This window comes from Pseudomonadota bacterium (genome assembly GCA_013285445.1).
In the GTDB taxonomy this organism is placed as follows: Bacteria; Pseudomonadota; Gammaproteobacteria; order Xanthomonadales; family Wenzhouxiangellaceae; genus Wenzhouxiangella.
Map to the genome: position 1 here is coordinate 1872322 of CP053448.1, position 25930 is coordinate 1898251.

Annotated in this window: 21 protein-coding genes; 9 read left to right on the forward strand and 12 right to left on the reverse strand. The window is 63.0% G+C overall.

Features of this window, described 5'->3' with window-relative positions:
- Window positions 1-111: 111 nt before the first annotated feature.
- The 4 genes from HND55_08500 to HND55_08515 form a co-directional block, all read right to left on the reverse strand.
- On the reverse strand, window positions 112-3378 hold the full coding sequence (locus HND55_08500; protein QKK02682.1) for a ribonucleoside-diphosphate reductase: 3267 nt from the start codon (window positions 3376-3378) through the stop codon (window positions 112-114).
- A gap of 196 nt (window positions 3379-3574) precedes the next feature.
- Entirely contained in the window at window positions 3575-4576 is a 1002-nt protein-coding gene (locus HND55_08505) for an NAD(P)-dependent glycerol-3-phosphate dehydrogenase (protein ID QKK02683.1), read from the reverse strand.
- A gap of 8 nt (window positions 4577-4584) precedes the next feature.
- Window positions 4585-5115: a protein-export chaperone SecB gene (secB, locus tag HND55_08510; protein ID QKK02684.1), complete on the reverse strand. Its 531-nt coding sequence runs from the start codon at window positions 5113-5115 to the stop codon at window positions 4585-4587.
- A 46-nt stretch (window positions 5116-5161) separates the two neighbouring features.
- Entirely contained in the window at window positions 5162-5668 is a 507-nt protein-coding gene (locus tag HND55_08515; GenBank protein QKK02685.1) for a rhodanese-like domain-containing protein, read from the reverse strand.
- A gap of 119 nt (window positions 5669-5787) precedes the next feature.
- Between HND55_08515 and HND55_08520 the strand changes: the two genes are divergently transcribed.
- Both HND55_08520 and HND55_08525 read left to right on the forward strand, forming a co-directional pair.
- Window positions 5788-7317 (forward strand): 2,3-bisphosphoglycerate-independent phosphoglycerate mutase, encoded by a 1530-nt coding sequence (locus tag HND55_08520; GenBank protein ID QKK02686.1) that lies wholly within the window; start codon window positions 5788-5790, stop codon window positions 7315-7317.
- The gene (locus HND55_08525; GenBank protein ID QKK02687.1) at window positions 7310-8458 is read left to right on the forward strand and encodes a peptidoglycan DD-metalloendopeptidase family protein; all 1149 of its coding nucleotides are present in this window, start codon (window positions 7310-7312) and stop codon (window positions 8456-8458) included. The genes HND55_08520 and HND55_08525 overlap by 8 nt, the downstream gene beginning before the upstream one ends.
- Before the next feature lie 19 nt (window positions 8459-8477).
- Here HND55_08525 and HND55_08530 read toward each other — a convergent pair whose 3' ends face one another.
- The 6 genes from HND55_08530 to putA form a co-directional block, all read right to left on the reverse strand.
- Window positions 8478-10052 carry an AbgT family transporter gene (locus HND55_08530; protein QKK02688.1) on the reverse strand — a complete coding sequence of 525 codons (1575 nt, stop codon included), beginning with the start codon at window positions 10050-10052 and terminating at the stop codon, window positions 8478-8480.
- Window positions 10053-10137: 85 nt separating this feature from the next.
- Window positions 10138-10452 (reverse strand): DUF1820 family protein, encoded by a 315-nt coding sequence (locus HND55_08535; protein QKK02689.1) that lies wholly within the window; start codon window positions 10450-10452, stop codon window positions 10138-10140.
- 6 nt (window positions 10453-10458) lie between these two features.
- Window positions 10459-11109, reverse strand: coding sequence for a rhomboid family intramembrane serine protease (locus tag HND55_08540; protein ID QKK02690.1), 651 nt, complete (start codon window positions 11107-11109; stop codon window positions 10459-10461).
- Between the two features lie 50 nt (window positions 11110-11159).
- The gene (locus HND55_08545; GenBank protein ID QKK02691.1) at window positions 11160-12092 is read right to left on the reverse strand and encodes a GspB domain-containing protein; all 933 of its coding nucleotides are present in this window, start codon (window positions 12090-12092) and stop codon (window positions 11160-11162) included.
- A 2-nt stretch (window positions 12093-12094) separates the two neighbouring features.
- On the reverse strand, window positions 12095-13642 hold the full coding sequence (locus HND55_08550) for an AAA family ATPase (GenBank protein ID QKK02692.1): 1548 nt from the start codon (window positions 13640-13642) through the stop codon (window positions 12095-12097).
- A gap of 39 nt (window positions 13643-13681) precedes the next feature.
- On the reverse strand, window positions 13682-16837 hold the full coding sequence (gene putA, locus HND55_08555; GenBank protein QKK02693.1) for a bifunctional proline dehydrogenase/L-glutamate gamma-semialdehyde dehydrogenase PutA: 3156 nt from the start codon (window positions 16835-16837) through the stop codon (window positions 13682-13684).
- A gap of 197 nt (window positions 16838-17034) precedes the next feature.
- Here putA and HND55_08560 point away from each other — a divergent pair, with 197 nt between their 5' ends.
- Genes HND55_08560 through HND55_08585 form a run of 6 tightly spaced genes read left to right on the forward strand, consistent with a single transcriptional unit; the run spans window position 17035 to window position 21680 of the window.
- Window positions 17035-17544 (forward strand): DUF2244 domain-containing protein, encoded by a 510-nt coding sequence (locus tag HND55_08560; protein QKK02694.1) that lies wholly within the window; start codon window positions 17035-17037, stop codon window positions 17542-17544.
- Window positions 17541-18410: a cytochrome c oxidase subunit II gene (gene coxB / locus HND55_08565; protein ID QKK02695.1), complete on the forward strand. Its 870-nt coding sequence runs from the start codon at window positions 17541-17543 to the stop codon at window positions 18408-18410. The genes HND55_08560 and coxB overlap by 4 nt, the downstream gene beginning before the upstream one ends.
- Window positions 18411-18448: 38 nt before the next feature.
- Entirely contained in the window at window positions 18449-20062 is a 1614-nt protein-coding gene (gene ctaD, locus HND55_08570; protein ID QKK02696.1) for a cytochrome c oxidase subunit I, read from the forward strand.
- A gap of 30 nt (window positions 20063-20092) precedes the next feature.
- The gene (locus HND55_08575) at window positions 20093-20230 is read left to right on the forward strand and encodes a hypothetical protein (GenBank protein QKK02697.1); all 138 of its coding nucleotides are present in this window, start codon (window positions 20093-20095) and stop codon (window positions 20228-20230) included.
- Entirely contained in the window at window positions 20227-20808 is a 582-nt protein-coding gene (locus HND55_08580) for a cytochrome c oxidase assembly protein (GenBank protein QKK02698.1), read from the forward strand. Before HND55_08575 ends, HND55_08580 begins: the two co-directional genes overlap by 4 nt.
- A gap of 11 nt (window positions 20809-20819) precedes the next feature.
- Window positions 20820-21680 (forward strand): cytochrome c oxidase subunit 3, encoded by an 861-nt coding sequence (locus HND55_08585; GenBank protein ID QKK04044.1) that lies wholly within the window; start codon window positions 20820-20822, stop codon window positions 21678-21680.
- Window positions 21681-21703: 23 nt separating this feature from the next.
- On the opposite strand, the gene HND55_08590 is transcribed toward HND55_08585, so the two are convergent.
- Complete coding sequence (locus tag HND55_08590) at window positions 21704-22153, reverse strand: hypothetical protein (protein ID QKK02699.1); 450 nt, start codon at window positions 22151-22153, stop codon at window positions 21704-21706.
- Window positions 22150-24072, reverse strand: coding sequence for a CBS domain-containing protein (locus HND55_08595; protein QKK02700.1), 1923 nt, complete (start codon window positions 24070-24072; stop codon window positions 22150-22152). The genes HND55_08590 and HND55_08595 overlap by 4 nt, the downstream gene beginning before the upstream one ends.
- A gap of 167 nt (window positions 24073-24239) precedes the next feature.
- Between HND55_08595 and HND55_08600 the strand changes: the two genes are divergently transcribed.
- The gene (locus HND55_08600) at window positions 24240-25928 is read left to right on the forward strand and encodes an AMP-binding protein (protein QKK02701.1); all 1689 of its coding nucleotides are present in this window, start codon (window positions 24240-24242) and stop codon (window positions 25926-25928) included.
- The last annotated feature ends 2 nt before the right edge of the window (window positions 25929-25930 follow it).

Genomic DNA, 25930 nt, shown 5'->3' on the forward strand with positions numbered 1-25930 from the left:
ACGTTCGCAGGCAAGGCGCGATGCCGATCGATCACCGCAGCGACCTTGTGTGGTCGTGAGGATGATCGATCGGTATCGGAACGCAGCATGCGGACGTCTCGCGAAGTCACATCAGAATTTGCCGTAATAGCCTTCTTTCAGGGCATCGAAGAGGTTTGCGGCGGTGTGCACTTCACCGTCGTATTCGATCTCCTCGTGGCCCTTCACCTCGACCGTCGAGCCGTCCTCGAGCTCAAACACATAAGTGGTCGACTCCAGGTCCTTGTCTGTGACCAGCACGCCCTGGAAAGCCTGCGGGTTGAAGCGGAAAGTGGTGCATCCCTTCAGCCCCTGCTCCCAGGCGAACAGATAGATGTCCTTGAAATCCTCGTAGGGATAATCGGTTGGAACGTTTGCGGTCTTGGAAATCGACGAGTCGATCCATTTCTGCGCCGCCGCCTGGATGCCGACATGCTCCTTTGGTGTGATGGTTTCGGCCGTCAGGAAATAATCCGGCAGCTGCTCGTCTTCATTGTCCGAGTACGGCATGGCCGACGGGTTGACCAGCGTGCGGTAGGCCAGCAGCTCGTAGGAGTAGACGCTCACCTTCTCCTTGCTCTTGCGCCCTTCCCGGATCACGTTGCGGTTGTAGTGATGGGCGAAGCTTGGTTCGATGCCGTTCGAGGCGTTGTTGGCCAGCGACAGCGAGATCGTGCCCGTCGGTGCGATCGAGGTGTGGTGAGTGAAACGCGCCCCCTGCTCTGCCAGTCGGCCGACCAGTTCCGGGGCGACTTCGGCTACCTTCTGCATGTAGCGGCTGTAGCGCGCGTGCAGGATGCGGCCGGGCACCTGGTCACCGACCTTGTAGCCATCGCTTTTCATCTCCGGTCGCTTGCGCAGCATCTCAGGGGTCACCTCGAACAGGTCGCTCATGATTGGGGCCGGGCCCTTCTCCTCGGCCAGCTCGAGCGCGGTTTCCCAGCCGGCCACGGCCATTTCACGTGCCACGCGCTCGGTGAACTCGAGCGAGTCGGGCTGGCCGTAGCGCATGCGCATCATCGTCAGCGCTGAACCCAGGCCCAGAAAGCCCATGCCGTGGCGACGCTTGTACATGATTTCCTTGCGCTGCCGGTCGAGCGGCAGGCCGTTGATCTCGACGACGTTGTCGAGCATGCGCGTGAAGATCTGCACCGTGCGGCGGTACTCGTCCCAGTTGAAGCGCGCGTTGTCGGTGAACGGCTCCTCGACGAAGCGCGTGAGGTTGACCGAACCGAGCAGGCAGGCGCCGTAGGGTGGCAGTGGCTGTTCGCCGCATTGCCCGGTCACCAGGCCATTGAATACAACGGTGTTGTGATCGTCCTGCGTCGTATCGAACACCGCCTCGCGGCCGTGGAAGCAAATGTCTTCGATGCGTGTGGTAAAGCGCTGGGTCTTGCGAAGCACTTTGTCGGAGACCCACTCACGATACTTGTCGTTCTTGTAGTCCATCAGGAATCCGATTTCCTGCATGAACGTCTCGCGCGACTCGCCGTCAATGATCAGTTCGTGGTCCGCCTGGCACTGATAGGCTTTCTGCCCGCCCTTTCCGTCGGGCAGCATGCGCTCGCCAGCCGAACGACGCTTGCGAATGCGGCAGAATATGCCGAAGTTGGCCAGCAGCATCTGGATGTCCTGCAATAGGCTGCGCCGGCTCGACGCCAGACGGATGGAGCAACTCTGGCTCTTGCTGGAAATATTGACGGTTCCGTCGGCCTGGAAAAGCGCCCGCAGGTACTCAGTGACGCACTCGCGGGTGCCGCGCCAGATCACTTCCGGCACCTTGAGTTTGCTTTCACGGGTGAAGCCGTAGTGCTGCAGTACCCGCGCAAGCAAAACCGAGCGAATAAACTGGTGATTGCGCTCCGGCACGGCGACCGGAGAGACCTGATAGCTGCGCGGACGTTCGGAGACGTTTTCAATCAGTTGATTGACGAACGCCGAGACCCGCTCCGAGAGCGCGCATTCGTCGTTCCAGAAATTGATGACCACCGCTTCCTGGTCGCGGCCACGATTGGTGAAGTGCCCGTCGCCGGTAATCAGGCCCAGCAGCGAGCCCAGATCCTTGCTGCCCTCGCTGCCGAACTGGCCGGTGCCGGACTGGACCAGGATTTCGTCATCGGGCCGCAGGTCGCGCAGCTTGATCTTGCCGCGATTGGTGTAGAAATCATGCCACTCGGTAGCCTTGATCTCATAACCGTCGGCCGTGACCACTTTGTAGACATCGGCCTCGCTGGCGGTCATGAAAGCCGGCTTGGCCGGACGCGCTTCGGTGCCGCGCTCGTTCCGGCCCAGGGCTCGCCGATCCACGGTGACCTCCAGCGGCAGCCCGTTCTCGTAGAGCTCGCCAATCGGCACCATGCCGTACTGGGTCGCCAGGCGTGTATCGGCGGTCACGCACGGGTTGGTCGCGCGGATGTTTTCGCACCACCAGTTGTTGTTGTCCTCGTTGATGCGGTCGACCAGCACGAAGCCCGGTTCGGCGTAGTCGTAGGTCGAGGTCATGATCATGTTCCATAGGCGCTTCGCCGGCACCTTGTGGTAAATCTTGCAGGCCACCAGCCCCTCTTCGTTGCTGATGTAGCCTGCGGTGGTCGGCCATTCGCGCCACAGCACCAGTTCGGGATCGTCCAGGTCAATGTCCTCGGCCTCGCTGTCGAGCACCGGGAACACGAGCGGCCAGTCGGCGTCATCGACGACGGCCTGGACAAAGTCATCGGTGATCAAAAGCGAGCAGTTGAACTGCCTGAGCACACCGTTCTCGCGCTTGGCGCGAATAAAGTCCATCACGTCGGGGTGCGAGACATCGAAAGTGGCCATCTGCGCCCCGCGCCGCCCGCCGGCGGACGAAACCGTAAAACACATCTTGTCGTAGATGTCCATGAACGACATCGGGCCGGAGGTATAGGCGCCCGCCCCCGACACATAAGCGCCTTTTGGCCTGAGCGTCGAGAACTCGTAGCCGATGCCGCAGCCGGCCTTGAGCGTGAGGCCAGCTTCATGGACCTTGCCCAGGATGTCGTTCATTGAATCCTGGATGGTGCCCGAGACGGTGCAGTTGATGGTCGAGGTTGCCGGCTTGTGCTCCCTGGCGCCGGCATTGGAGGTAATGCGTCCGGCCGGAATGGCGCCGCGCCGGAGCGCCCACAGGAACTCCCGATACCAGTGCTGCCGGTTTTCACTGCCCTCTTCGACCTCGGCCAGCGCACGTGCCACCCGCTTGAACGTGCCATCAATGTCCTGGTCGACGATTTCCCCCGATTTCGACTTGAGGCGATACTTCTTGTCCCAGATATCCAGCGATGCTTCCTGGAAGGCGATCTCCGGAAGCGCCGCGGTCAATGCTTCTGCCGAAACGCTCATGCCGCAACCTCTTGATTATGGTCTGCTTGTGCTTGTTATGCACAGGATTAAAAGCGGTTTTCCACAACTTATTGTGTCAAACTGCGCTCATGGACACAATATCTTGTGCCAACAGCGAATACGATACGACTTTGCGGACGGCAATTCAAGCGTTGAAATCGACGATTGGGGTGAAAGCGGCCGGACGGCGAAGCGCCTATTCGGTTTCGCGCTTGAGGTCGCGCTCCATCAGGACCTGAACCCCTTTGCGGGCGTTCCAGCCGCGGAAGAGAATGCCGTGAACCTGCTCGGCGATCGGCATCTCGACATCGACCCGGCCGGCCAGGCGCATAACCTCCTCAGCGGTCTTGATGCCTTCAACCACCTGACCGATTTCGGCCACGGCTTCTTCCGCCGACTGGCCCTGCCCCAGCGCCAGACCCAGTCTACGATTGCGCGACTGATCGCCGGTACAGGTCAGCACCAGGTCGCCGATCCCGGCCAGACCCATCAGGGTTCTGGGATCAGCACCGAGGGCCTGGCCCAGGCGCATCATTTCGGCCAGTCCGCGGGTGATCAGGGCAGCGCGCGTGTTGTGTCCCAGCGCCATGCCGTCTGCCATGCCACAGGCAATGGCCAGCACGTTCTTGATCGCGCCACCCAGCTCGGCGCCGACCAGGTCAGCGGTGTAGTAGGCACGGAAACTGGCCCCGTGCAGCAGCTCTGCCCAGGCATGGCCGAATTCCGGGGTCGAGGCCGCTACTGTCACTGCGGTGGGCAGACCGGCGGCCACCTCGCGCGCAAACGACGGACCCGTGACCAGAGCCAGCGGCATGTTGGGACCCAGACGCTCGCTGGCGACTTCGTGCAGCAATCGCCCGGTGCCGGGCTCGAAGCCCTTGCTGGCCCAGGCCAGGCCAATCTGAGGGTCGAGACGGTCGACCAGCTGGTCGACGATCGAGGCAAAGGCATGGCTGGGTGTTGCCACCAGCACGCGGCCGGCACCGTCGATCGCGGCGCCGAGGTCGGCGCCGCAGGCGATAGTGTCGGCTAACGGGTGGTCCGGCAGGTAGCGTGAGTTGCAGCGCTCGCGCTGCATGTGCTCGGCATGGCCGGGGTCGCGCGCCCACAGGCGTACGTCATGCCCGAGGCGGCTGAGCTGCATGGCCAGTGCCGTGCCCCAGGAGCCGGCACCCAGAACCGCGACCGGTCGGACCATCGGGCGTTCTAGTGGCTTGACGGCTGAGGCGGTGTCTCGCCGGCACTGTCGCCCTGCTCACCCTGCTGCCGCGCTTCTTCCAGACGCTGACGGAAGATGGTCTCGAAGTTGACCGGCTGCAGCGGTGGCATGTAAAACCCGCCGGCGGTGACCATCGAAGCCACCTGATTGCGGTTGTACGGGAACAGCACGTTGGGGCACAGCACGTTAATGACATAGGGAATCTGCTGATCGCTGAAACCGGCCATCTGAAAAATGCCGCCGTACTGGACTTCGCACAGAAACGCCGTCTTGTCGCCCTGGGCGGCAGTCACAGTCACGCCCAGCACCACCTGCCAGCGGTTATCACCGATGTTTTCGGCGCGTTGTGACAGATTGACGTTGATGTCGGGCTGCCCGGCATTCTGGTCGAGCTCGAGTACCGACGGCGCCTCGAAAGAGGCGTCCTTGAGGTAGACGTGCTGAACGGCCAACTGGGCCTCGCGTGGTTCGTTGGTTGGCTGAGCGCCGGCTGCGCCGGCCTGGTTTTCTTCGCTCATGATCTGATTGGATTCCTGTGAGTTGAATGAATGGATTGCGCTGCGATCAGGCGTCGGTGCCGGTCTTGTCGGCCTGTCGGCGATTCTTGCGCTTGCCCTTGCCGCCCGGAGCGTTCCTGGCTGCCCCCTTGTGTCGCGTGACCGGCTGCTGATCGCTGATCCACTGCGCCAGCCCGCCGTTGAGGACGTAGACCTGGCCAAAGCCCTTACGGGTCAGACGTGTGGCCATCTGTGGCGACACCTGACCGTTCTTGCAATAGATCAGAACCGGACGATCACGGTACTTGTCGAGCCGCTGATCACCGGCTTCGAGCTGCGACGGCGGCAGGTGCAGCGCGCCGGCAATATGGCCCTTGGCGTAGTCGCTGCTGTTGGAGACATCGACGATCAACGGCTCCTGGCGGTTGATGATCTGTACCGCTTCCAGCGTGCCCAGCTCGTGCCACTTGCGCAGCTTGCGGCTGATCTCGTAGAAGATCCAGGCTACCGCCACGGCGGCGAACAGGCCGCTGAGCAACAGGTTGTTGCCGACAAACTCGATCAGCTGATCCATGAACGTCATTCGGCTCGGGTCAAACCCGTTATTATCGCTGATCTGGCCGTGCGTTGCCAGCATCACGGCCAACGCGTGTGGGATAATGAGCACTTCGATCGCAGTCCGAGAGACCCCCTATGGACCCGCATCTTCCGCTTGTGCTGCTGATCCTCGATGGATGGGGATACCGCGAGGTGGCCGAAGACAACGCCATCAGCTGTGCCGCCACGCCCAACTGGGACAGAATCTGGCGGACCGATCCGCACACCCTGCTGCAGGCCTCGGGCGAGGCGGTCGGTTTGCCGCCCGGGCAGATGGGCAACTCGGAGGTCGGGCACATGAACATCGGGGCCGGCCGTATCGTCTACCAGGAGCTGACGCGGATCGGCAAGGCCATCGCGGATGGCAGTTTCCAGCGCAGCCCGGTTCTGCTCGATGCCATCGAACACTGCCGAGAGAGCGGCGGGTGCTTGCATGTCATGGGCCTGCTCTCGCCGGGCGGGGTGCATAGCCATGAAGACCATTTGTTGGCGACTCTGGCGCTGGCGCTCGAACGTGGCGTGTCCGAAGTCGCCGTGCACGCCTTTCTCGATGGCCGGGATACGCCGCCGCGCAGCGCCGGGCCTTCGCTCGAGCGATTGCAAGAGGCGCTGGACGGACATGCCAATGCCAGCCTGGCCAGCGTCACCGGCCGCTACTACGCGATGGACCGGGATCGTCGATGGCCACGGACAGAGCGTGCCTGGCAGGCCATCGTCGAGGCCCGGGCCGAACAGTTCGCCGACAGCGCTCTGGACGCGCTCGCTGCGGCCTACGCGCGCGGCGAGGACGATGAATTCGTGGCCCCGACCGTGATCGGGAGCGGACATCGAGTTGCTGACGGTGACGTCGTGATATTCATTAATTTCCGTGCCGATCGCGCCCGCCAGCTGACCCGAGCCCTGGTCGAAGACGGCTTTGACGGTTTTGCCGCGCGACGTCCCGCCCTTGATGCGATGGTCACCATGACCCGATACCAGGACGACCTGCCGACCGCTGCCGTGTTCGAGCCCGAGCGCCTGAATCATCTGCTCGGCGGCGAGTTGGCCGCTGCGGGAATGCGTCAGCTTCGAATTGCGGAAACCGAGAAATACGCTCACGTGACCTACTTCTTCAACGGCGGACAGGAGCAGGTCTTCGACGGCGAGGACCGCAAGCTGATTCCGTCCCCGAAGGTCGCCACCTATGACCTCCAGCCGGAGATGAGTGCGCCGGAACTGACCCGCGAGCTGGTCGCCGCCGTGAATGCGGGCAAACATCAGGTCATCATCTGCAATGTCGCCAATCCTGACATGGTTGGCCATAGCGGCGTGTTCGAAGCCGCAATTGCAGCGGTCGAGGCCGTCGATCGACTGCTTGGTGAAGTGCTGCAGGCCGTCGATGAGCGCGGCGGAGAACTGCTGATCACGGCCGATCACGGCAACGTCGAGCAGATGACCGATGGCGACAACGGCCAGCCGCACACCGCGCATACCACCAATCCGGTGCCCTTGGTCTACCACGGCCCGCGGCAGCTGGCGCTGAGAGATGGCGGCAGCTTGCGCGATATTGCGCCGACCATGCTCAAGCTGCTCGGACTGGAGATGCCAGCGGCAATGACCGGTCGACCGCTCAACTCGGGTGTCTGAGCCCCTGCGACCCGTTCTCTGGCTGGCCGCCGGGCTGCTTGCGGCAGCCTGGAGCCAGCCGATGGCCCAGCAGCGTGACGAACTGGAACAGCAGCTCGATGAGGTCAGGCAACAGATTGCGGCAATCCAGGAGCGGATCGATCACGATCTCGGCCAGCGCGATGCGCTGCTGCAGCAGCTGGCCGACGCCGAGCGGGAAGCCGGACGTGCGCGCCGTGCCCGTGACCAGACGCGCCAGGCCCTGGATCGAACCCGCCAGCGAATCACCGGGCTCGAGGCTGAAGGCGCGATGCTCGAAGCTCGGGTGGCCGAGCAGGCCGGCCTGCTCGGGCGGCAATTGACGACGGCCTATCGCCTCGGCCGACAGTCCCGCCTGAAAATGCTGCTCAACCAGGACGATCCCCGGCTGCTGTCGCGGCGCCTGGCCTACCATGGCTATCTGTCGCGGGCGCGCGCCTCGGTCATGACCAGCCTCAATGAAAGCATCGGCCGCCTGGCAGCGTCGCGCCAGTCACTGGAGACGGAATTACAGGCGCTCGATGCACTGCTGGCCGAGCAACAGCGCGACAGCGAACGCCTTGAACAGGCCCTTGCCCGCCGGTCGCAGGCGCTCGCCTCGATCGACCAGCGCGTGCAAGGCAACCGGGAACGACTGGCCGAGCTTGAAGACAGCGCCGCTGAACTGGCCGCGCTGATCGCCCGTCTGAGCGATGCCCTGGCCGACATTCCGCCTGAGATTGCTGTGCCGGGGTTTGGCGAGTTGCGCGGCCGCCTGCCGATGCCTGTAACCGGCGCCCTGCGCCAGCAGTTCGGCGACCCGCGCGGCGGTGAACTGGAGTGGACCGGATGGTTGATCGGGGCACCAGCAGGGCGGGATGTTCGCGCCATCGCTCACGGACGGGTTGCCTATGCCGACTGGTTGCGCGGTTACGGATTGCTGCTGATCATCGACCACGGGGATGAGTTCATGAGCCTGTACGCGCACAACGATTCACTGCGGGCCGATGTGGGTGACTGGGTGGCCCCGGCCGATGTGATTGCCTCGGTCGGTCAGACCGGGGGCGTGGCCGACGCCGGTCTTTATTTCGAAATCCGGCGCAGCGGCCAGCCGCTCGATCCAGCCGAGTGGATCGAGCGCTGAATGACCTGACGGGCAGGCCTTACGGATAAACGTAGCTGGTGCCGGGGCCGAGCGGAATGCCGAGCATCCAGTAGCCAACCAGAAACAGCGACCAGACCAGCAGGAACACCACCGAGTACGGCAGCATCAACGATACCAGCGTGCCGATGCCGGTGCCCTTGACGTAGCGCTGGCAGTAGACAACGACCAGCGGGAAATACGGCATCAGCGGTGTGATGATGTTGGTCGAGGAATCGCCGACCCGATAGGCGGCCTGGGTCAGTTCGGGCGAAAAGCCGACCTGCATCAGCATCGGCACGAAGATCGGTGCCAGCAACGCCCACTTGGCCGAGGCCGAGCCGACGAACAGATTCACGAACCCGACCAGCAGGATAATGCCGAACAGGGTCATGCCGCCTGGAAGCTGCAGGCTGGCCAGGAAGTTTCCGCCCTCCACGGCCAGCAGAATCCCGAGGCCGGAACGGCCGAACTCGGCCACGAACAGGGCGCAGAAAAAGGCCATGACGATGTAGTAGGCCATCGAGCCCATCGTTTCCGACATGGCGTCGACCACGTCCTTGCTTTTCTTGAAGGTCCCGGCCATGAAGCCGTAGATGACGCCGGGCACGACAAAGAACAGGAAGATCAGCGGCACGATCGACTGCATGATCGGCGCGGAGAATTCCGTCAGCGTGCCCTTTTCCGGGTCGCGAAACGGTGAGGCTTCCGGCACCATGGCCAGGATCAGTAGCGCGAAGCCAATCACCATGATCGCGGTCGCTACCCACATGGCCCGGGTTTCCCGGACATCGATCGGATGCATTTCGGGCATGTCGTCCTCGTCCCCGTCGAGCGGCGTGTTGGCCAGCCGGGGTTCGATCACCCGGTCGGTCAGCCACCAGCCCAGCGCAACAATAATCAGACAGGATGCCGAGGTGAAGTACCAGTTGATCAGCGGGTGCAGCTCGATGCTGGCGTCGGCGATCTGGGCCGCCGGCAGGGTAAAGCCCATGAGCAGTGGATCGAGCGCTGACGGCACAAAATTGGCCGAAAAGCCGCCCGAGACGCCGGCAAAGGCGGCGGCGATGCCGGCCAGGGGATGCCGCCCGGCGGCATAGAAGATGATGCCACCGAGCGGAATCACCACCACGTAGCCCGCGTCCACGGCGGTGTGGCTGACAATGGCAATCAGGATCAGCATTGGGGTGAGCAGCATCTTCGGCGTGAAAGCCAGCAGCTTCTTGAGCAGTGCGTTGATATAGCCGCTCTGCTCGGCCACGCCCACCCCCAGCATGGCGACCAGCACCACGCCCAGCGGGGCAAAGCTGGTGAAGGTCGTGACCATGGTGGTCAGAAAACTGACCAGCTGCTGGCCGGTAAGCAGGTTGGTGACGGCGATCGCCTCGCCGGTCGATGGATGCATGGTGCCGAACTGCACGCCCGACAGCAGCCACGACAGGATCCACACCACAATCATCAGCAGCAAAAACAGCATCGCCGGGTCGGGCAGCTTGTTGCCGACCACTTCGATGACATTGAGAGCGCGGTCGATCCAGCTCCTGTCGGCGCTGGCGCCAGTCAGACGTTCGCCTTGCGTACCGGGGGTCTCACTCATGCTTTTGTTCCCTGTTGGATTTTTTCTCGCCAGTCGCGGGTCGCGAACCGCGCCACACTATTGCACTACCGTCCGTTCAGTTCAACTAGCGCCGACGACGAGGGCCGTCGAGCGGCAGCGAGGTGACCTTTTCCCCGCTGTCGCGGTCACGAATGACGCAGGTGCCGCGCTTGCGCACCTGCTCGATGCGGATGACGGAATGCAGGGGGATATGCAGCACTTCCACATCCTGGAATTCCTCGCGCATTCGCTCTTCCACGGGGTCGATGACAACCGCGTCGTCGGGATCGAACACCAGATCGGAGGCCTCGACAAAAGCGTAGCCGATATCGCTCCCCGAAACCTTCCGGCAGAACAGCTCGTAGACCTTCCCGTGATTGATGAAGCTGACCTTGAACATGGACACTCAGTCTTGCAGAAAAGCGGTGTCGATATTAACGGAAAACACGCGCAGCAAGAGCGCAATCGTCAGGCCGCCCACAAACCCGGCCAGATGCGCTGCCCAGGCGACCGCCTCGACGCCGACGCCGAATACCGTGTAGATCATCTGCAGCGCGAACCAGGAGCCAATGACGACCAATCCCGGGACACGGGCAAACTGAATGTACAGGCCGAGCGGCAGCCACAGCCCCATGCGGCGCCCCGGGAACAGTCCGAGATACAGTCCGACAATGGCCGATACGCCGCCGCTGGCGCCGATGACCGGCGTGTCTGAGCCGGCCATCTGCCAGGCCAGGCAGGCGTTGGCCAGCCCCCCGAGCAGCAGAAAGCACAGCGCAAAGCGCCACGGCCCCAGCGCGCGCTCGACCATGATGCCGAAGACCCAGAAATAGGCCAGGTTGCCGGCCAGGTGGAGCCATTCGACATGCACGAACAGGGCGGTCACGATGCCGGTCAGGGCCGGATCGGTCCAGTCTACCGGGTCCGTACTGACCGCCTCCCAGAACCACAGCGGCACCAGACCCCAGGTCTCCAGCCAGGCAGCCGCGCTGCCGCCAGCAGTGAATTCGTGGGCAATGAGTGCGGCGACCAGGACAGCGCTGAACAGCGTCAGCATCCAGGGCCACGCCGGCCGGCCCGGTCGGCTGCTCGGAAACGGCTGGACAATCACGGTTCGATCAGGAAACGATGCTCCCTGAAGTCCACGATTGCACCCTCCCGGCGGATATCGACCAGCCGGGTATCGCCATCGATACGATCCCCCGGCCGGTAGCGCTCACCGTTGATGAGCACAAACCGGTCGCGTGCTTCCGGCGCAAAGACATGAATGCTCAGGCTGAGATCGGGAAGACTGCGCCGTACCGACAGCGGCAGCTCCCAGGCGCGCACATACTCCGGGGCATCGGATCGCCACGGCGTGTCCGGCTGCCGGGGTTCGGCTGTTTCGGGGATTCCGGAGCGTTCGGGCGCGGCCGGTTTCGCCGGTTCGCCATCGGCCTGTGAAGTCGACTTCTGGTCGCTGGCGGAATCTGCTGCCGCCTTGCCGGCCGGCGCGGAATCGCGCTGCTCGAGCTGCTGCGCGTATCGTCGCTCGAGCTCGCGCAGCGCCTCTTCCGACGACGCCGTCACGTATTCGCGCTTGGGCGCCGGCCGGCTGACGCTGCGGTCGGCCGGCGCCGGCGCACCCGGACGCCGCTCGCGTCGGTCGGATCCCGGCTGCGGCTTGTCGAAATCCACCGCGTCGGCGCCATCATCCGGCGCCGGCGCCACGGTGGGCACGGACGATGGCGACTCTGCAACGGGCTGTTCCGCGGGGGGCTGTGGGGGCGTATCGCCGCGCTCCGGGGTGTCCGCTCCAGGTGTCGCGCGTGACTGTTCGATCGTATCGCCGCCGACCAGGCGCTGCTCGATCCAGCCCGTTCGGGACGCAGCGAACAAGCCGGCACCCCCGAGCACGACTGCCGTGAGCACTGCCAGCAGCCAGCCGTTGCGACGCGGCTTGCGCGGCGGCGGTGAGCCGTCGGGCGTATCGAGCGCCGGCACCTGTCCGCGGCGCCGCTCGGCTTCCGACTTGCGCAGTGCATCGAGTATGAAAGACACCGTCAGGCTCCGTGATTATCCAGCACCAGCGCCGGCGCCTGCTGTTGCGGAAGTCCCATCAACAGGCGCGTGACCGGGCCGATGACACCGTCATCGTTGAGGCCGTGCCGTCGCTGAAACTCGACGACCCATTGTCTGAAGGTCTCATCATACTGCCCGGAATCGCCACCGGTCCATGGCGGATGATCAATTTCAGCGGCCAGCCGCTTCATGCGCGCAACCACCTCGCCGCGATCGCCCTGTCTGAGCAACTGGCCATCATCGGGCCAGACCACCTGAAACTCGCCCAGCCAGCGTCGATCGAGCTGGCTCAGCGGTACGCGCCAGTCCTGGCCCTGGTGACGCAGGATCGCGTGGTTGAGGTCAAACCCGACCAGCAGGACGCGCGCGCCGACGGGGTCGGTTAAGTGGAGCACAGCCGGCATGCCGACCTCCTGCACATAGGCCCAGCTGCCGCGCAGCGACACGCAGGCCAGGCCGTTTTCAGCGTCGGGGAGCCGGCATGCAGTGGCCACTGCTTCCGGCCCGGCCTGCGGCCACAGCGATGCGACCTCCATCCAGGCAGTCTGTGCGCTGGCGTCGGCGAGCATGTTCTGCCAGGCGGGCTGACCGGCCTGGGCGCTGTTATCGGGCGGCTGCAAGAGCATCCAGGACAGCGCGCCGCCAATCGCGATGAACACCGCCAGCCCGGCCACGGCCAGCATGCCGCGCAGCCAGCCACCGGACGGCTCGGCCTCCTCGCCGGCCACTTCCCGCGCCGCGGCGCGAACCAGGCCACCGCCGATTCTCTCCTGTTCACGGGTGTAGCCGGCAATCAGGGCGCGGTCGGCAATGATGTTGATCAGGCGCGGGACGCCCTCGGAGGTGTCGTAGAGTGCGTGCAGTCCGTCGGCGCTGAAGGGGCATCGGGCTGCGCCGGCAACGCCGAGTCGATGGCGCACGTAGGCTTCAGTCTCGCTTTCGTCGAGCGGGTCGAGATGGTAGCGGGCGGTAATGCGCTGTGCCAGCTGACGCAGCGCCGGTCGTGCCAGCAGTTCACGCAGCTCCGGCTGGCCCAGAAGGATGATCTGCAGCAGCTTGTCGGTGTCGGTCTCGAGATTGGTCAACAGGCGAATCTGCTCAAGCGCCTCGCGACTCATGTTCTGGGCTTCGTCGATGATCAGCACAACCCGTTCGCCGGCGGCGTGGCGTTCGAGCAGAAAGCGATTGAGGCGGTCCTGCAGTTGCTGCAGGCTGTCGCTATTATCGCCGGGATCGACTTCCAGCTCGACACAGATGGCGCGCAGCAGCTCGGCCGGGCTGAGCATGGGGTTGAGTACCAGCGCGACCCGGGTATGCTCCGGTACCTGCTCGAGCACCACTCTGCACAGAGTCGTCTTGCCGGTGCCGACTTCGCCGGTCAGCTGGACGAAACCGCCGCTGCCGCCCTGCCCCACGCCATAGAGCAGGTGCGCCAGCGCGTCGCGATGGCGCGGACTCAGGTAGACAAAGCGCGGGTTCGGCGTAATGGCAAATGGCCGTTCGCGCAGCCCGTAGTACTGCTCATACATCAATGCAACTGCCCATCCGCTGAACGGTGCCTGTCCTCATCAGTCTGACAGCGCCAGCAGCGATGCGTTGCCGCCAACGGCCGCCGTGTTGATGGTCAGCGTCCGCTCGGTCACGAAGCGCGGCAGGTAGTGCGGTCCGCCGGCTTTGGGTCCGGTGCCCGACAGCCGCTCGCCGCCAAACGGCTGCACCCCCACGACCGCCCCGGTCATGTTGCGGTTGACGTACCGGTTGCCGGCATGCACGCGGCTGCAGATATAGTGCTGTACGCGGTCGATGCGGCTGTGGACGCCGAGGGTCAGGCCATAGCCTGTGGCGTTGATTTGCGCGATCAGCTCGTCAAGTTTGCCGGCCCGGTAGCGCACCACGTGCAGAACGGGCCCGAACACCTCGCCTTCAAGCTGGTCGATCCGGTCGATCTCGTAGGCGCAGGGTGCAAACCAGTAGCCCTGAGGCAGGCTGTCGGGCACTGGTGCCCGCGCGATCAGGCGCGCTTCTCGATCCATGCGCGCGGCGTGTTTCTGGAGCATGTCCAGCTGACCGGCATCGATGACCGGTCCGACATCGGTGGCTAGCAGGCCCGGTTCGCCGACCGATATTTCTGCCATCGCGCCGGCAAGCATGTCGAGCAGGTGGTCGGCAATGTCGGTCTGGACGCACAGAATCCGGAGCGCAGAGCAGCGCTGACCGGCGCTCAGAAATGCCGACTGGATCACGTCTCGCACCACCTGTTCGGGCAGGGCCGAGGAATCGACGATCATCGCGTTCTGTCCGCCGGTTTCGGCAATCAGGGTGGCCAGCGGCCCGTCACGTTCGGCCAGGCTGCGATTGATCAGGCGCGCGGTGTCGGTCGAACCGGTGAAAGCCACGCCGCTGATGCGCGGGTCGGCCGTCAATGCGGCACCCACCTTGCCGTTTCCGGGCAGGCAGTGCAGCACTCCCGGGGGCACGCCGGCTTCATGCATCAGCCCGATGGCCCGGGCCGCAATCAGCGGCGTTTGCTCAGCCGGCTTGGCGATCACGCAGTTGCCTGTGACCAGGGCAGCCGCGATCTGGCCGGTGAAGATCGCCAGCGGGAAATTCCACGGACTGATGCAGACGAACACACCCTTGCCGTGGAAATGCAGCGCGTTATGCTCGCCGGTCGGTCCGGGCAGAACCAGGGGTTCGGCCAGGTGTTCGCGCGCCTGCTGCGCGTAGTAGCGGCAGAAATCAGCCGCTTCGCGAACCTCGGCAATACCATCGGGCAGGGACTTGCCGGCCTCCCTGGCGCACAGCGCGATGAATTCGGCGCGATGAGCCTCGAGTGCGTCGGCAATGGCCTCGAGCAGCTCGGCGCGCTCGCCGGCGCCGCGTTCGTCCCAGGCCGGCTGTGCCGCCAGCGCTGCCGTGACCGTGTCGCTGGCCGAGTCCGGATCGGTCCAGATGACCTCGCCGACGCTCTCGCTGCTTGCGGACGGCGCGCACGACCGGCCGTGTTCCCCCTCACCGACAACCTCGCCCAGTGGTCGGGCTCGCCACTGGGCGGTTGCAGTCTGCTCCATGTCCCGCTTGAGGCTGGCGAGCACCTGCTCCTCGGGAAAGTTGATTCCGCGACTGTTGCGGCGCTCAGCACCGAACAGATTGACCGGCAGCGGGATGCGCGGATGGGGAATCTGTTCGAGCTCGCGCACTTCGGCAATGGGGTCGTCGACCACTTCTTCAGGCGGCAGTTTTTCGTCAACGATGCGGTTGACGAACGAGGTGTTGGCGCCGTTCTCCAGCAGACGCCGGACCAGGTACGGCAGCAGATCCTTGTGGTTGCCAACCGGCGCATAGACGCGACACTGCCCGTTGAAGTGGTCGTTATCGAGCACTTCATCGTAAAGCTGCTGCCCCATGCCGTGCAGGCGCTGGTATTCGTAGTCGCTGCGATCTCCCGCCAGCTCTTGCACCATGGCGATCGTATGGGCATTGTGCGTGGCAAACTGGGCGTAGAAACAGTCATCAAGCTCGAGCAGGCGCGCCGCGCAGGCCAGGTAGGACAGGTCCGTGCTGACTTTGCGGGTAAACACCGGGTAGCCGTCCAGCCCCTCGACCTGGGCCATCTTGATCTCGGTGTCCCAATAGGCGCCCTTGACCAGCCGCACTGGAATCCGGTGACCGCTTGACCGGGCCTGCTCGGCCAGCCAGCCGATCACGCTCCAGGCCCGCTTTTGATAGGCCTGCAGGGCCAGACCGAAGCCGTCCCATCCCTTCAGGTCTGGCGACTTGAGCACGCTGGCGAACACGTCGAGCGAGAGCATCAGGCGATGGGCCTCTTCCGCATCGACGGTCAGCGCAATACCGTGGTGGCGTGCCAGCTTGGCCAGCTCAAGCAGCACGGGGGTCAGTTCGGTCATGATGCGGTCGCGCTTGGCGTGCTCATAGCGCGGGTGCAGTGCCGAGAGCTTGACCGAGATGCTGGGGGCCGAAAAGATGTTGTCGCCCTTGCTTGATTGGCCGATGGCCTTGATGGCGGCTTCGTAGGACTGCCGATACCGGTCGGCATCAGCTGCCGTCATGGCCGCCTCCCCGAGCATGTCGAAGGAGTAGCGAAAGCGCCGGTTGGCCTTCTTTCCCGATCGTTCGAGCGCGGCCTCGATGGTTCGGCCCATGACGTACTGGTGGCCCATGATTCGCATGGCCTGACGGATCGCCAGACGGACCACAGGCTCACCGGACTTGTTGGCGATGCGCGCCAGGGTCGTAGAGAGATTGCGCCGGGTCGAATCGCTCACCCGTACCAGCCGTCCGGTCAGCATCAGGCCCCATGTGCCCGCATTGACGAACAGCGACGAGCTGCGGCCCAGATGCGATTCCCAGTCTGCGTCCGAGAGTTTGTCGGATATCAGCTTCTCGGCGGTTTCGTTATCCGGAATACGCAGCAGGGCCTCGGCCAGGCACATCAGCACCACGCCTTCCTCTGAGGACAGATCGTACTCACGCATGAACGCTTCCATCACACCCGGATCCCGGCTGCGCTCGCGCACCCGCCGCACCAGATCCACGGCCTGTGCGTTCACGGCCCGGCAGCGTTCCCCCGGCAGGGTGAACTGCTCGAGCAGGAATCGGACGTGCTCGCTTTCGTCAGTCAGCCAGGCCTCGTCGATGGCCTGGCGCAGCGGATCGGAGGGCGGCAGTTCGTCGGTTACAAAACGACATGGAGATTCAGGCATTTGCGGTCCATTCAGCCGGTCATCAAAGGGTCAACAGCGAGAGTGTAACCGAAGCGAGCGTCTGTCGCTGTTGGCCCGGCGCGTGACTGTGGCGGTCAGGCCGGCCTGTCGAAATACTCCTGTTGTCACCATCGCTGGTAGGCTAGAATAGTTTGCGTCAGGTCAAGATTTGCATACAGGCCAGAATCGTGATCCGGGTGATCCATGCTTCAGGGCCGTCATCGGACAGCGTGATCGAGGCGTTTTCGAATCAGTCGATGAGCCTGGATCGCCTGATGGCGGTGTTTGCCCTGCTTGCTGCGGTGACGCTGCTCGTGGCGCTTGGCCCTGCCCTGCGCGGTTTCTGGCCGATCATGGTCGCGGCGCTTGTGCATGTGATACTGACCGGCTGGTGCATGCGAACGGCCTGGCGCGCCAACTGGGCGAGAGAGCGGGTGGTGGTTTCTGCAGACAGGCTCACGATCCATCATCAGGATGTGAGGCATAATTACCGCCAGGACTGGCCAGCCGCCTGGGTGCGCGTGGATGTTGACAGGAAACGATCGGGAGAGCACTGCATTTTCGTGTCCTGTCACGGCCAACGGCAGGCCATTGGTACGTTCCTGCCGTGGAACGAAAGGCTGGAGCTGGCGCAAACGCTCAAGGAGTGCCTTGGACCGGTTAGCGGCTGGGGCGACGGTAAGCAAATACGGGTGAGTCAAGGATGAAGAAAGCCAATGAACTGATTGTCGCGCTGGCCTCGCTGGCGGTAATCACGGTTGTGACCTGGGGGCTTTACGCGGTCGGAGACAACATGCCCCAGGGGGTCACCCCATTCAGCCGGGATGTCTATCAGCTACACAATGTGATCCTGATCATCGTGACGGTGATCGGCGTGCTGGTGTTCAGTGCCATGTTTACCTCGATCATCCTGCATCGCAAGTCAAAAGGCTACGAGCCGGCGAAGTTCACGCATTCGACCCGGGCCGAAATTACCTGGACAGCCATACCGGTTCTAATTCTGGTGGCCATGGCGGTTCCGGCCACTCGGGTGCTGATCGACATGGAAAACACCGGTGGTGCTGAAATCAACATCAAGGTCACCGGCTATCAGTGGCTTTGGAAATATGATTACATCGAGGACGACATCAGCTTTTACTCGGTACTGGATCGCGAGAGCAATCGGGCCCGGCAGATCGGATCGGGAATCGACGTGCGTGAAGTTGACAACTACCTGCTCGAGGTCGACAACCGGCTGGTGCTGCCGACGCAGACCAAGATCCGCTTTCTCTTGACCGCGGACGACGTCATCCATTCCTGGTGGGTGCCCGAACTCGGCTGGAAGCGCGATGCCGTTCCGGGGATGGTCAATGAGGCCTGGACCCTCATTGAAGAAGAAGGCATCTATCGCGGCCAGTGCGCCGAGCTGTGCGGCAAGGACCACGGCTTCATGCCGATCGTGGTCGAGGCGGTATCGCCAGAGGCCTACCGCGAGTGGGTGGAAGCCAGGAAGGCCGGGCTTGCTGGCCCATCGGCAGTAGTCGATCCAACAGGCGCTCCCCGACGGGTTGCCGCAACCGGCGAACGAGATTGAACGAGCGAACAGACGCGCAAGGACAAGGAATACGAACCATGAGTCACGCCACCACCATGAGCCATGATGAGCATCATGCCGATCATCCGACCGGCCTGAGGCGCTGGCTGTTTACGACCAATCACAAGGAAATCGGTACGCTTTACCTGGTTTTTTCGCTGCTCATGTTCATCGTTGGCGGTGCCATGGCGATGATCATCCGTGCCGAGCTGTTCGTGCCCGGCCTGCAGCTGGTCAACCCTGAATTCTTCAACCAGATGACCACCATGCATGCGCTGGTCATGATCTTCGGGGCAGTCATGCCGGCCTTTGTCGGACTGGCCAACTGGATGGTTCCGCTGATGATCGGCGCTCCCGACATGGCCCTGCCGCGCATGAACAACTGGTCGTTCTGGATCCTGCCCTTCGCTTTTGTCTTGCTGCTGATGACGCTGTTCCTGCCCTCGGGCGGTCCGGCGTCGGGCTGGACGCTGTATCCGCCGCTGTCGCTGCAGGGCGGAACCAACATCGCCTTCGTGATCTTCGCCATCCACCTGATGGGTATTTCCTCGATCATGGGCGCGATCAACATCATCGTCACGATCCTGAACATGCGCGCCCCTGGCATGACGCTGCTGCGCATGCCTCTGTTCGTCTGGACCTGGCTGATCACCGGTTTTCTGCTGATCGCGGTCATGCCCGTGCTTGCCGGCGCGGTCACCATGCTGCTGACCGACCGTTTCTTCGGCACCAGCTTCTTCAATGCGGCCGGCGGCGGCGATCCGGTCATGTACCAGCACATCTTCTGGTTTTTCGGCCATCCCGAGGTCTACATCATGATCCTGCCGGCCTTCGGCATCATCTCGGAGATCCTGCCGACGTTCTCGCGCAAGCGGCTGTTCGGCTACACCTCGATGGTCTACGCCACCGCATCGATCGCCTTCCTGTCGTTCATTGTCTGGGCCCATCACATGTTTACCGTCGGCATGCCGCTGGGCGCCAATCTCTTTTTCATGTATGCCACGATGGTCATCGCGGTACCGACCGGCGTCAAGATCTTCAACTGGCTCTCGACCATGTGGCGCGGCTCGATGACCTTCGAGACCCCGATGCTGTTTGCCCTCGGCTTCATCATCATGTTCGCCATCGGCGGTTTTTCGGGCCTGATGCTGGCGATCGTCCCGGCCGACTTCCAGTATCACGACACCTACTTCGTCGTCGCCCATTTTCACTACGTACTGGTGACCGGCTCGGTGTTTGCGATCATGGCAGGCGTCTACTACTGGCTGCCGAAATGGACCGGCCATATGTATGATGAGCGCCTCGGCAAGATCCATTTCTGGTGGTCGACCATCTCGGTCAACGTGCTGTTCTTCCCGCAACACTACCTCGGCCTGGCCGGCATGCCGAGACGTATTCCTGACTACTCCGTCCAGTTCGCCGAATTCAACATGATCTCCTCGGTCGGCGGATTCGCCTTCGGACTGGCGCAGCTGCTGTTTGCCTACATCGTCTGGAAATGCGCGCGCAGCGGGGCGCCGGCATCCGATCGTGTCTGGGAGGGCGCTCGCGGACTGGAATGGACGGTATCCTCGCCACCGCCGCTGCACACCTTCGACACCCCGCCGGAGGTCGATGACAGCGTCACCGTCCACGCCGACAAGCTGACCTGAACGCAGTGCATGAAGGACTTGACGGCCGGAATGGCAACTGATCGCCAACAACAGCGCCCCCAGCAGCGCCGCAGCAACGTGCGCACCGCGCTGCTGCTTGCTGCCGTGGTCGGGGTAATCTATCTGGGCTTCATCATCCGGGCCATCTGGCAGGGAACAGGCACATGAGCGACATTCCATCGAAGACCTCGGCAATCGCGCGCTCCGGTGCCCGCCTGGCGATGCTGGCGGTGCTGATGTTCGGATTCGGCTATGCGCTGGTGCCGCTGTATGACAAGTTCTGCGAGATCACCGGCCTGGGCGGCCGCACCGGCCAGCAGGTCGCCGAGAGCAAGAGCCCGCAGGCCATGAGCGTCGATACATCGCGAACGATCACGGTCCATTTCGATGCCAACGTCAATTCGCGCCTGCCGTGGCGCTTCGAGCCGGTCGAGCCCATGATGGAGGTCCACCCCGGCCGGCTCTACGAGACCAGCTACGTGGCTCACAACGACTCCGCGCACAGCGTTGTCGCCCAGGCGGTGCCGAGCGTGGCACCGGGCCAGGCCGCACTGTATTTCAACAAGACCGAATGTTTCTGCTTTACAGAGCAGGTGCTCGGTCCGGGCGAGTCGCGTGACATGCCGGTACGGTTCTTTGTCGATCCGGCGCTGCCTGGCCGGGTTGATCTGGTGACGTTGTCCTATATCATCTACGAAAACGAAGATGCCACGGCGCTGCTGGCCAGTGCCAACGACACTGATTGAAGGGAATGAACATGGCGCAAGGCACCTACTACGTCCCCCATACCGCGCGCTGGCCAATTATCGGGTCGGTCGGGCTGTTTCTGCTGATGCTCGGAGCCGGCAGCTGGCTCAACGGCGTTGCCACCGGGCCATGGCTGACTCTGGCGGGTGCCGCCGTGCTGATATTCATGCTGTTCGGCTGGTTCGCCGAGGTCATTCGGGAATCCGAAAGCGGGCTGTACAACGCCACGGTTGATGGATCCTTTCGGCAGGGCATGATCTGGTTCATATTCTCCGAAGTCATGTTCTTCGCTGCCTTCTTCGGCGCCCTGTTCTACGCGCGCGTATTCGTCGTGCCGTGGCTCGGTGGCGAGGGCACTGGCGCAATCACCAACGAGCTGCTCTATCCCGAGTTCGACGCAGCCTGGCCGACGGCTGGGCCGGCCACGCTGGGTGGGCAGTTCGAGACCATTCCCGCCTTTGGATTGCCGCTGGTCAATACGCTGATCCTGCTGACCTCGGGTCTGACCATCACGCTGGCGCACTGGGCGCTGAAAAAACAGCAGCGCGCGGCGCTGATCGGCTGGATGCTGGCGACCATCGCGCTCGGTGGCACCTTTCTTTATATCCAGGGTTACGAGTACCTGCATGCCTACCAGGATCTCGGGCTGACGCTGGGGTCGGGCATCTACGGCTCGACTTTTTTCATGCTCACCGGCTTCCACGGCCTGCATGTCACCCTGGGTGCGATCATGCTGACGGTTATCACCATCCGCTGCATGGCCGGGCACTTCTCGAAGAAGAATCACTTCGGGTTCGAGGCGGTGGCCTGGTACTGGCACTTTGTCGACGTCGTCTGGCTGGGCCTGTTCATCTTCGTCTACGTGCTCTGAACAGCGGCGATCGCGGCGGTCGGTCACCGGCTGCCGGCAACGGGCGTCCAGCGCGCCGAAAGCAGCATCCAGTCTCCGTCTTCCAGGCGCCATCCGGTTTCGACCCGGTACCAGCGGCCGGTTGACGGTATCAGGCCGCTGCCTCCGGTCACAATGGCCTGAAACGAGGCCGTGGCCCGATTCTGGTCTTTCACGTTGATGTCGATATCGATCAGCCTGGCGCGCAGTTGTTCGTGGGAAAGCATTTCACGCCGCAGCAGCAGCCGGGCGGCACGGCGATCCAGATTCAATGTCGCCCCGCTGAAATCCTCCGAAACCGGCGCCATGAACGCCCGAGGCCTGCCCTCGGCCAGGGCGGACTGCATGGCTTCGATACGGGCAAGAATCTGCTCCTCGTCCGGTGCCGGGTCACTGCAGCCCGCGACCGTCAGCAGCATCGCCGCACATGCCGCTGCCTGGCGTGCGGTGATCATTCCCGCTTGTTCTCCTGAAGGTAGGCTTCGAGCAGGCGGCCGGCGACAACGACCAGGTCGTATTCCGTTACCAGGCCGACCAGCTTGCCGTCTTCGATGACCGGCAGGCAGCTGAGTTTCTTTTCGCGCATGAGGCGGATGGCTTCGACGGTCGTGGTTTCAGGCGAGACGGTGATCGGATCCGGGCGCATGATGTCGCGCACGGTCACGCCGTCGTCCTTGTGTCCGCCTCGCGCGATCAGCCGCAACAGCTGGCGATGGGAGATCAGGCCAAGCAGCTGACCTGAATCGTCCTCGACGGGCACATGCCGCACATAGCGCCACTCCATCAGACTGGCAGCAAAATCGACGATATCATCCGGGCGCACGGTAAACAGATCCGTCGCCATGAACTGCCCGACCGTCCGGTAGCTGTCGCGCCAATCCTGGGTCAGGCAAAAGTCGCCCAGCTCCCAGTCGGCAATGGCCTTTCCGCTCTCGGCATTGTCGATCATGGCCGAGGTCAGCGCGCGCAGTCGTTCGTGTTCGTTGCCCTGCCCTTTCATGTTGTCGAGTGTTTCCAGCTGCCAGCGCGCGCCCGTGCGGCGGCGCTCGACGCGCTTCTCGATCACGCCGAGGTAGCGATCGATGTCGCGCTGGTCGATGTCGGCCTCGGCCAGTCCTTCCCGGGCAAGCGGCAGCAGCTCCTCGAGAATCAGCTCCTGGGCCGTCATCTGGCGATCATCGAACCAGATCTGCTGCGCCTTGAGCCCCTCTCGCGCCGCGGCCAGGAAGTTGCTCTTGACGTCGCTGAACGATAGACACTCGCGAATGTCGTCGATCGTGTGGGACAGGCGCGACATCATGCCGAAGAAGAAAGCCGCGTTGGCCACCTCGTCGAGGATGGTGGGTCCGGAGGGTATGACCCGGTTTTCGATGCGCAAATGCGGTTTCCCGTTCTCCGATATACCGTAACAGGCCCGATTCCAGCGATAGACCGTGCCGTTGTGCAGGCACAAGGCCTTCAGCCGCGGAACCTGCCCGCGTGCGACCATGCCGATCGGATCCTCTTCGAATTCGGTGGTCAGTATTACGCGGAAACGCGCGATGTCCTCCTTGAAGATCTCGATGACCGATTCGTCGATCCAGTGATCGCCGAAATGCACGCGCGGCTTGTGACCCCGCGCTGCGTGGGCCTCCGAGCGGGCATCAATGGAATGCTCGAATACCGCGATCCGGCTCTCGTGCCACAGGCGCTTGCCGAGCAGAATCGGCGAGTTGACGCAGCTGGCAAGCAGTGGTCCGGTGACCGCCTGGGCGATATTGTAGAGCGGGGCAAATTCCTCGGCGCCGACCTGAAAATGCACCTGGAAGCTGGTGTTGCAGGCTTCCAGCATCAGATTATCGTGGTTGATGCTGAGCTGGTCGATGCCCTTGATCGAAAAATTGAAATTGCTGCCCCGCAAGCGCAACAGCGCCTCGTTGAGCGCGAAATAGCGCGCTGTCGGCACCATCGCGTCGAGTGTGAGGTGCTCGCGCGTGAGCGTTGGCAGGATTCCCACCAGCGCAACCCGACTGTCGACCTCGGCCGCCTTGTCCCGGGCAATCTGCAGGATCTCGTTGGCTTCATCCTCGAGCCGCTGCAGACAGTCACCCCCCAGTTCAAGCGGTGACAGATTGGCCTCCAGATTGAACAGACCCAGTTCGTGGGTGAATCGGGTATCGCTGATCTTTTCAAGAATCTGCATGGCGGTCAGGGCCGGACGGCTGGCCCGATCGACCAGAAACATCTCCTGCTCGGCCCCGATCCGGCGCACGCCCTGTTCGATCATGCCGTTTGACAGCATGTCCTCCAGGGCCCGAACCTCCTCGAGCAGCGCTTTCATGAACGCGCGCCGGGTCCGTTCGTCGCTGGTTTGTTCTACGTTCTGCTCACCCATGACACAGCCGAGCCCTGACTGACTTCCCGGCGATAATAAACGCCCGTCGTAAGCGGGGCAAATGGATTTCGTCCGGGGGTGGTGCCCTCGACCTTGTCTCCGGCCGGATCCTGTGCCAAGCTTGCAGCCATTGCAACAGTCATCTGCATGACATGAAGGGAGGCCCAATGAGCGACAAGCCCTGGCTTGAGCAATACGCGGACGGCGTGCCGGCCGAGATCGACATGGACGAGTTCGATTCGATTGTCGACGTGATCAATCGAAGCTGTAACGAATTCCAGGATTCGGTCGCCTATGTCAACTATGGCGCCGAGCTCACCTACGGACTGGTCGATCGGCACAGTGCGGCCATTGCGGCCCGGCTGCAGTTCATGGGACTGGAAAAGGGGGACCGGGTTGCGGTCATGATGCCCAACGTCCTGCAGTATCCGCTGACCGTATTCGGGATTCTCCGCGCCGGACTGATATGCGTCAATACCAATCCGCTCTACACCGCCCGTGAACTCAAGCACCAGCTCAGGGATTCCGGCGCCCGCGCGATCGTCATCATGGAGAACTTTGCCAGCGTGCTGGCATCGGTCATCGATGAAACCGATGTCGAACACGTCATCATCACGCGCATGGGCGATATGCTCGGATTTCCCAAGGGCATGATCATGAACCTGGTCATTCGGCACATCAAGAAGATGGTGCCGGATTACCGCCTGGACGGTGCGATGTGGTTCAACGATGTGCTCAACGAAGGCGCTCGCGAGCAGTTCATCCCGGTACCACTGGCCCATGAAGACATCGCCTTTCTCCAGTACACCGGCGGCACGACCGGCGTGTCCAAGGGTGCGGTACTGACTCATGGCAACATGGTGGCCAACATGCAGCAGGCCTCGGCCTGGATGGGCAACCATATCGAGTTTGGCAAGGAGACGATCGTCACGGCCCTGCCCCTCTATCACATCTTTGCTTTGACGGCCAACTGCCTGGTTTTTCTCAAGTTCGGCGGTCGCAATCTGCTGATTACCAATCCACGCGACATGCCGGGTTTCGTCAAGGAGCTCAAGAAGTATCCGTTCACCGCGATGACCGGCGTCAATACCCTGTTCAACGGGCTGCTCAACACCCCGGGCTTCGAATCGCTTGATTTCTCGCACCTCAAACTAACGCTGGGTGGCGGCATGGCGGTGCAGCGCTCTGTTGCCGAGCGCTGGAAAGCCGTCACCGGCACGCCACTGATCGAGGCCTACGGACTGACCGAAACCTCCCCGGCGGCCTGCATCAACCCAATGGACCTCGAGGACTACAACGGCGCCATCGGTCTGCCGATTTCATCGACCGAATGCCGGGTGATCGATGCGGAAGGCAATCCCCTGCCGGTCGGCGAAACCGGCGAGCTGTGCGTGCGTGGCCCGCAAGTGATGCAGGGATACTGGAACCGGCCCGAGGAAACCGCCAAGGTCCTCGATGATGAGGGCTGGCTGCGCACCGGTGACATGGCCAGAATGGATGAGCAGGGTTTCTTCTATATCGTCGATCGCAAGAAGGACATGATTCTGGTTTCCGGCTTCAATGTCTACCCCAACGAAGTCGAGGACGTGGTGGCTGATCACCCCAAGGTGCTCGAGGTTGGTGCCATCGGGGCACCGGACGAGAAGTCGGGCGAGGTCGTCAAGGTGGTCGTTGTGCGCAAGGATCATTCGCTGACGGTCAAGGAGCTGCGTGAGCATTGTCGCAAAGAGCTGACCGGCTACAAGGTGCCCCGGTACGTCGAGTTCGTCGACGAACTGCCGAAATCCAACGTCGGCAAGATCCTGCGGCGTGAGCTGCGCGACCAGTACGGCGATCCGACCAGCTCGGAGAGCTGACG

Excerpts from the sequence above, each read along its gene's own strand:
- HND55_08500 (QKK02682.1), bottom strand. The coding sequence starts at position 3,378 with ATGAGCGTTTCGGCAGAAGCATTGACCGCGGCGCTTCCGGAGATCGCC.
- HND55_08505 (QKK02683.1), bottom strand. The coding sequence starts at position 4,576 with ATGGTCCGACCGGTCGCGGTTCTGGGTGCCGGCTCCTGGGGCACGGCA.
- secB (QKK02684.1), bottom strand. The coding sequence starts at position 5,115 with ATGAGCGAAGAAAACCAGGCCGGCGCAGCCGGCGCTCAGCCAACCAAC.
- HND55_08515 (QKK02685.1), bottom strand. The coding sequence starts at position 5,668 with ATGGATCAGCTGATCGAGTTTGTCGGCAACAACCTGTTGCTCAGCGGC.
- HND55_08520 (QKK02686.1), top strand. The coding sequence starts at position 5,788 with ATGGACCCGCATCTTCCGCTTGTGCTGCTGATCCTCGATGGATGGGGA.
- HND55_08530 (QKK02688.1), bottom strand. The coding sequence starts at position 10,052 with ATGAGTGAGACCCCCGGTACGCAAGGCGAACGTCTGACTGGCGCCAGC.
- HND55_08535 (QKK02689.1), bottom strand. The coding sequence starts at position 10,452 with ATGTTCAAGGTCAGCTTCATCAATCACGGGAAGGTCTACGAGCTGTTC.
- HND55_08540 (QKK02690.1), bottom strand. The coding sequence starts at position 11,109 with ATGCTGACGCTGTTCAGCGCTGTCCTGGTCGCCGCACTCATTGCCCAC.
- HND55_08550 (QKK02692.1), bottom strand. The coding sequence starts at position 13,642 with ATGTATGAGCAGTACTACGGGCTGCGCGAACGGCCATTTGCCATTACG.
- putA (QKK02693.1), bottom strand. The coding sequence starts at position 16,837 with ATGCCTGAATCTCCATGTCGTTTTGTAACCGACGAACTGCCGCCCTCC.
- coxB (QKK02695.1), top strand. The coding sequence starts at position 17,541 with ATGAAGAAAGCCAATGAACTGATTGTCGCGCTGGCCTCGCTGGCGGTA.
- ctaD (QKK02696.1), top strand. The coding sequence starts at position 18,449 with ATGAGTCACGCCACCACCATGAGCCATGATGAGCATCATGCCGATCAT.
- HND55_08575 (QKK02697.1), top strand. The coding sequence starts at position 20,093 with ATGGCAACTGATCGCCAACAACAGCGCCCCCAGCAGCGCCGCAGCAAC.
- HND55_08580 (QKK02698.1), top strand. The coding sequence starts at position 20,227 with ATGAGCGACATTCCATCGAAGACCTCGGCAATCGCGCGCTCCGGTGCC.
- HND55_08585 (QKK04044.1), top strand. The coding sequence starts at position 20,820 with ATGGCGCAAGGCACCTACTACGTCCCCCATACCGCGCGCTGGCCAATT.
- HND55_08590 (QKK02699.1), bottom strand. The coding sequence starts at position 22,153 with ATGATCACCGCACGCCAGGCAGCGGCATGTGCGGCGATGCTGCTGACG.
- HND55_08595 (QKK02700.1), bottom strand. The coding sequence starts at position 24,072 with ATGGGTGAGCAGAACGTAGAACAAACCAGCGACGAACGGACCCGGCGC.
- HND55_08600 (QKK02701.1), top strand. The coding sequence starts at position 24,240 with ATGAGCGACAAGCCCTGGCTTGAGCAATACGCGGACGGCGTGCCGGCC.